Genomic DNA, 5272 nt, shown 5'->3' with positions numbered 1-5272 from the left:
GCCCCTCTCCGCCGAATCTCCGCCGAAATCCCCGAGTCCGTCACAATCACCCCACGGGCCCCACGGGCCCCCTCGAAGGACCACCCGGACCGCTCGTGACCGCCGAGCGACGCATATCACCGGCGCTCCCCCTGCGCCCCGGGCCGTCGCCCCGGTACCCTCGGACCAAGCCCGTTAAGTTACCGCTTAGTAAGCTCGTTCCGGGGAAGGACTCCGAGCCCGGGGTCCGCGCGGCCCGCACCCTCACGGCCGCCGGCTCCCCGGCCCATCCGCCCACTCGCCCGTCCGCCCACTCACCGATGTCTCGCCGGTTCGAGGAGCCGTTGCCATGCAACTCGTCGCGATCGTCGTATCGCTGGTCCTGACCGCGGTCGCCGTTGCCCTGATCGCCCGCGCCGCCGTGCACCTCGTCCGCTTCATGCGGCTCGGCCAACCCGTGCCCGCCGGCCTGCGCACCGATCAACCGGGACAGCGGACCCTCACCCTCGCCCGGGAGTTCCTCGGCCACACCCGCATGAACCGCTGGGCCGTGGTCGGCGTCGCCCACTGGTTCGTCGCCATCGGCTTCCTCACCCTGGGCCTGACCATCGTCCAGGCGTACGGGCAGCTCTTCCGGGCCGACTGGCTGCTGCCGGTCCTCGGCTCGTTCGTGCCCTATGAGATGTACATCGAGTTCATCGCCGCCATGACGACCCTGGGCATCCTGACCCTCATCGTCATCCGGCAGCTGAACCTGCCCTCCAAGCCCGGCCGCAAGTCCCGCTTCGCCGGCTCCACCGCCTGGCAGGCGTACTTCGTCGAGTACGTGATCCTCGCCATCGGCGCCGCCATCCTCGTGCTGCGCGGCCTCGAGGGCGCCCTGCAGGGCGTGGACTCCTACACCCCGGCCTTCTTCGTCACCTATCCGCTGATCCTGGCCTTCAGCGGCCTGGAGACCGCCACCCTCCAGAACCTCGTCTACCTCGCCGCGATGATCAAGCTCGGCGTGACGATGGTCTGGGCGATCACGGTCAGCCTGAACCTCTCCATGGGCATCGCCTGGCACCGCTTCCTGGCCTTCCCCAACATCTGGTTCAAGCGCGACGCCCGCGGCGGCACCGCCCTGGGCGAGCTCCAGCCGATCATGGTCGACGGCAAGCCGGTCGACTTCGAGACCGTCTTCGAGGAGGAGCGCGAGGAGGAGCCCACCTTCGGCGTCTCCAAGGTCGAGGAGTTCTCCTGGAAGGGCCTGCTGGACTTCTCCACCTGCACCGAGTGCGGTCGCTGCCAGTCCCAGTGCCCCGCCTGGAACACCGGCAAGCCCCTCTCCCCCAAGCTGCTCATCATGTCGCTGCGCGACCACGCGCACGCCAAGGCCCCCTACCTGCTGGCCGGCGGCTCCACCGACGCCGAGGGCAAGGAGCGGGCGAGCGAGGAGCAGCTGGCGAACGTCCCCGCCGACGCCCTCGCCGAGGCGCGCCGCCCCCTGGTGGGCACCGCCGAGGAGAACGGCGTCATCGACCCCGACGTCCTGTGGTCCTGCACCACCTGCGGCGCCTGCGTCGAGCAGTGCCCGGTCGACATCGAGCACGTCGACCACATCATGGACATGCGCCGCTACCAGGTGATGATCGAGTCGGCGTTCCCCTCCGAGGCCGGCACGATGCTCAAGAACCTCGAGCGCAAGGGCAACCCCTGGGGCCTGGCCAAGAAGAAGCGCCTGGAGTGGACCAAGGAGGTCGACTTCCCCGTCCCGGTCGTCGGGAAGGACGTCGAGGACCTCACCGAGGTGGACTACCTCTACTGGGTCGGCTGCGCCGGCGCCCTGGAGGACCGTGCCAAGAAGACCACCAAGGCCTTCGCGGAGCTCCTGCACACCGCCGGCGTCTCCTTCGCCATCATGGGCGGCGAGGAGTCCTGCACCGGTGACTCCGCCCGCCGACTGGGCAACGAGTTCCTCTTCCAGCAGCTCGGACAGCAGAACGTCGAAAGCCTCAACGCCGCCTTCGGCGAGGACGCCGAGGAGGGCGTGACCGTCGAGAAGGCGAAGAAGCGGATCGTCGCCACCTGCCCGCACTGCTTCAACACCCTGGCCAACGAGTACCCGCAGCTCGGCGGCCACTACGAGGTCATCCACCACACCCAACTGCTCCAGCACCTCATCGACGAGGGCCGACTGATCCCGGTCACCCCCGTCGAGGGCCTGATCACCTACCACGACCCCTGCTACCTGGGGCGGCACAACAAGGTCTACACCCCGCCGCGCGAGATCATCGGGAGGGTCCCGGGCCTGCGCAACGAGGAGATGCACCGCCACAAGGAGCGCGGCTTCTGCTGCGGCGCCGGCGGCGCCCGGATGTGGATGGAGGAGCGCATCGGCAAGCGCGTCAACACCGAGCGGGTGGACGAGGCGCTGGCGCTCAACCCGGACATCGTCTCCACCGCCTGCCCGTTCTGCCTGGTCATGCTGACCGACTCGGTCAACGCCAAGAAGAACGACGGCGAGGCCCGCGAGGAGATCCAGGTCGTCGACGTGGCCCAGCTGCTGCTGGAGTCGGTGAAGACCCCGGCCGAGCCGACGGGCGGCGCGGAGAGCGGGAGCGAGCCCGAGCCGCAGCCGACCGTCTGAGAACGGGGTCGGGCCCGCTCCCGGCCGACACCCCCGGGGTGTGGACGCACCGGAACACCGGTCCGCCCACACCCCGGGTGCGTTCCGGGGCCCCCGGTGCTCCGGCTTCCCCGGGCGCGCCGGGGCTCCCGGGCGCCCCGCACCACCTCGACCGGCGTCATGCGCCCCCGACGCACCCCGGGCGCCCGCCCGCCGGCCGAAGAACACCACCGACACATCGAACCCGCTCCCGCCCGGGCGGGTTCCGGCGGCCGACCCGACGGACAGAAGGTAGGTTCATAGGCGTGGCAGGAGACAGGAGACACCGCGACGCCCGTGACCACGGCGGCCGACGCGAACACGGCGACACCCAACCGATGCCCGGCTTCCCCGGGTCCCGGAGCGGCGGCCACGGCTACCCGCCGCAGCAGGGCGGCGGCCACGGGGGCGACCGGTATTCCGGCCACGGGTACGGCGCTCCCGAACACGGCGGCCAGGGGCACGGCGGCCCCGGGTACGGCGGCCCCGGACCGGGCGGCCCCGGGTACGGCGCCCCCGACGACCGCGATCCCGACCACGAACCGTACGAGGACCACGGCCCCGTCGAGCCGGGCCCGCCGCCGCTGGGCTGGAAGGAGCTGCTGCGAGGGCTGGTCCTGCGCCCCGACCCCACCTTCTGGCACATGCGCGACCACGCCGTGTGGGGACCCGCGCTGATCGTCACCTTCCTCTACGGCCTGGTGGCCGTCTTCGGCCTGGACAGCGCCCGGGACTCGATCCTCGCGGCCACCCTCTCCAACCTCATCCCTTACCTGCTGGTCACCGGGGTCGCCATGGTCATCGGCGCCCTGCTGCTGAGCACCGTCACCCACACCCTCGCCCGCCAACTGGGCGGCAACGGCCACTGGGCACCCACCGCCGGCCTCGCCATGCTGATCATGACGATGACCGACGTCCCCCGTCTCGGCCTCGCCGTCTTCCTCGGCGGAGCCGACATCATCGTGCAGATCGTCGGCTGGATCACCTGGCTGTACGCGGGATTCCTGCTGACCCTGATGGTCAGCCGCTCCCACGAACTGCCCTGGCCGCGCGCCCTGGGCGCCTCGGCCATCCAGTTGATCGCCATCCTCATGCTGGTGAAGCTGGGCACCCTCTGACCACCCCGCGCCGGAACCCCGGTGCACGCACCGCACCCCCGCAGCGATAACCTGCGGGGGTGTTGCTATCGGACAAGGACATCCGGGCGGAGATCGAGACCGGTCGGGTCACCATCGACCCCTACGACCCGGAGATGGTCCAGCCGTCCAGCATCGACGTCCGCCTGGACCGCTACTTCCGGGTCTTCGAGAACCACCGCTACCCGCACATCGACCCGGCGGTCGAACAGCCCGACCTGACCCGCACGATCGAACCGGTCGGCGACGAACCGTTCATCCTGCACCCCGGCGAGTTCGTCCTCGCCTCCACCTACGAACTGATCGGCCTGCCCGAGGACATCGCCTCCCGGCTGGAGGGCAAGAGTTCGCTGGGCCGGCTGGGGCTGCTCACCCACTCGACGGCGGGCTTCATCGACCCCGGCTTCCGCGGCCACGTCACGCTGGAACTGTCCAACGTCGCGACCCTGCCCATCAAGCTCTGGCCGGGGATGAAGATCGGCCAACTCTGCCTGTTCCGGCTCACCTCACCGGCCGAGCGCCCCTACGGCGCCGGCGCACGCGGATCGCGCTACCAGAACCAGCGCGGCCCCACAGCCTCGCGCTCCTACATCGACTTCCACCGCACCACCATCTGAGCCGCCGAACGGGGGCGCCGCAACGCCGCAACGGCCCTCCGCCCACGACCGGGGCGACCCGGTCCCTCCCGGCCTGCTCCGGCTCACGGGTCCCGGGTGCCGGGTGCCGGGTGCCGGGTGCCCGCCAGGATCCCCGGACACCGGACACCACGGCCTCCGGGCGGGGTTGGGACCGGCTCGCGCGGAGTCGGCCCCGGGCCACACCGGACACGGCACGGGGCCCGTGCCGCCACCGCGACCCGGGCCCCGCCCCTTCAAGCCTCCGAACGCTCACGCGCTCCCGACGACAGCCCCTCTCGCGCCGACAGCCGCCTCCGCGCCGATCACCGGCACGGCGCTGCGCAACCGCGCACAGCGCGGACAGCGGAGCAACCGGGCGGGACCCAAACGCTCGGGATTCAACTGCTGCATCGGGAAAGCCGGAGTGCTGAACACGTGCCCTTCGGCACAGCGGACGACAGTGGTCTGCAAGACGACGTACTCCCCTGCTCTGGACGACCGTCCATACGGTAGGGGATCGGAGGGACCACCCCCGGCAGCGGCGCTCCGACCGAAACCGGACCGTCACACCCGAGCCCATCGCTGCACCCGACGGGCGCGATGAGGTATTCTCTACACCGACGGGAAGCCCTTCCGGCCTCCCCTCGCGGGCGTAGTTTAATGGTAGAACATGAGCTTCCCAAGCTCAGAGCGCGAGTTCGATTCTCGTCGCCCGCTCCGGCACAAAGGCCCAGGTCAACGACCCGGGCCTTCTGCGTTGTCGGGACCCATCACCGCCCGCGTGCCCGTTGCGTGCCCGATAAGCGCTCACCACACGCCCGCAGAGCCGCCGCTTCGCGCTCGGCACGCACCTTGGCATCCAGCGCGTCGGCGATCTCCCGCTGACGCTCCCG

General features: G+C 70.8%; 4 protein-coding genes and 1 tRNA gene. 4 read left to right on the top strand and 1 reads right to left on the bottom strand.

Features of this window, described 5'->3' with window-relative positions; genetic code table 11:
* Window positions 1–328: 328 nt before the first annotated feature.
* The 3 genes from FNQ90_RS11730 to dcd all read left to right on the top strand — a co-directional run bounded on the left by FNQ90_RS11730 (window position 329) and on the right by dcd (window position 4379).
* Window positions 329–2608 (top strand): (Fe-S)-binding protein, encoded by a 2280-nt coding sequence (locus FNQ90_RS11730; protein WP_182606317.1) that lies wholly within the window; start codon window positions 329–331, stop codon window positions 2606–2608.
* A gap of 284 nt (window positions 2609–2892) precedes the next feature.
* Window positions 2893–3744: a Yip1 family protein gene (locus FNQ90_RS11725; RefSeq protein ID WP_323379898.1), complete on the top strand. Its 852-nt coding sequence runs from the start codon at window positions 2893–2895 to the stop codon at window positions 3742–3744.
* A gap of 59 nt (window positions 3745–3803) precedes the next feature.
* Entirely contained in the window at window positions 3804–4379 is a 576-nt protein-coding gene (gene dcd / locus FNQ90_RS11720) for a dCTP deaminase (protein WP_182606316.1), read from the top strand.
* A 270-nt stretch (window positions 4380–4649) separates the two neighbouring features.
* Here the strand turns inward: dcd and FNQ90_RS11715 are convergent, their stop codons facing one another.
* Window positions 4650–4850 (bottom strand): hypothetical protein, encoded by a 201-nt coding sequence (locus tag FNQ90_RS11715; RefSeq protein WP_182606315.1) that lies wholly within the window; start codon window positions 4848–4850, stop codon window positions 4650–4652.
* A gap of 175 nt (window positions 4851–5025) precedes the next feature.
* On the opposite strand from FNQ90_RS11715, the gene FNQ90_RS11710 reads away from it, so the two are divergent.
* Window positions 5026–5096 (top strand) — tRNA-Gly (locus FNQ90_RS11710).
* The last annotated feature ends 176 nt before the right edge of the window (window positions 5097–5272 follow it).

Source organism: Streptomyces alkaliphilus (assembly GCF_014141535.1).
GTDB classification, from domain to species: domain Bacteria; phylum Actinomycetota; class Actinomycetes; order Streptomycetales; family Streptomycetaceae; genus Streptomyces; species Streptomyces alkaliphilus.
The sequence above is the reverse complement of the archived record's forward strand: the minus strand, read 5'-3'. Positions and strand labels throughout refer to the sequence as shown.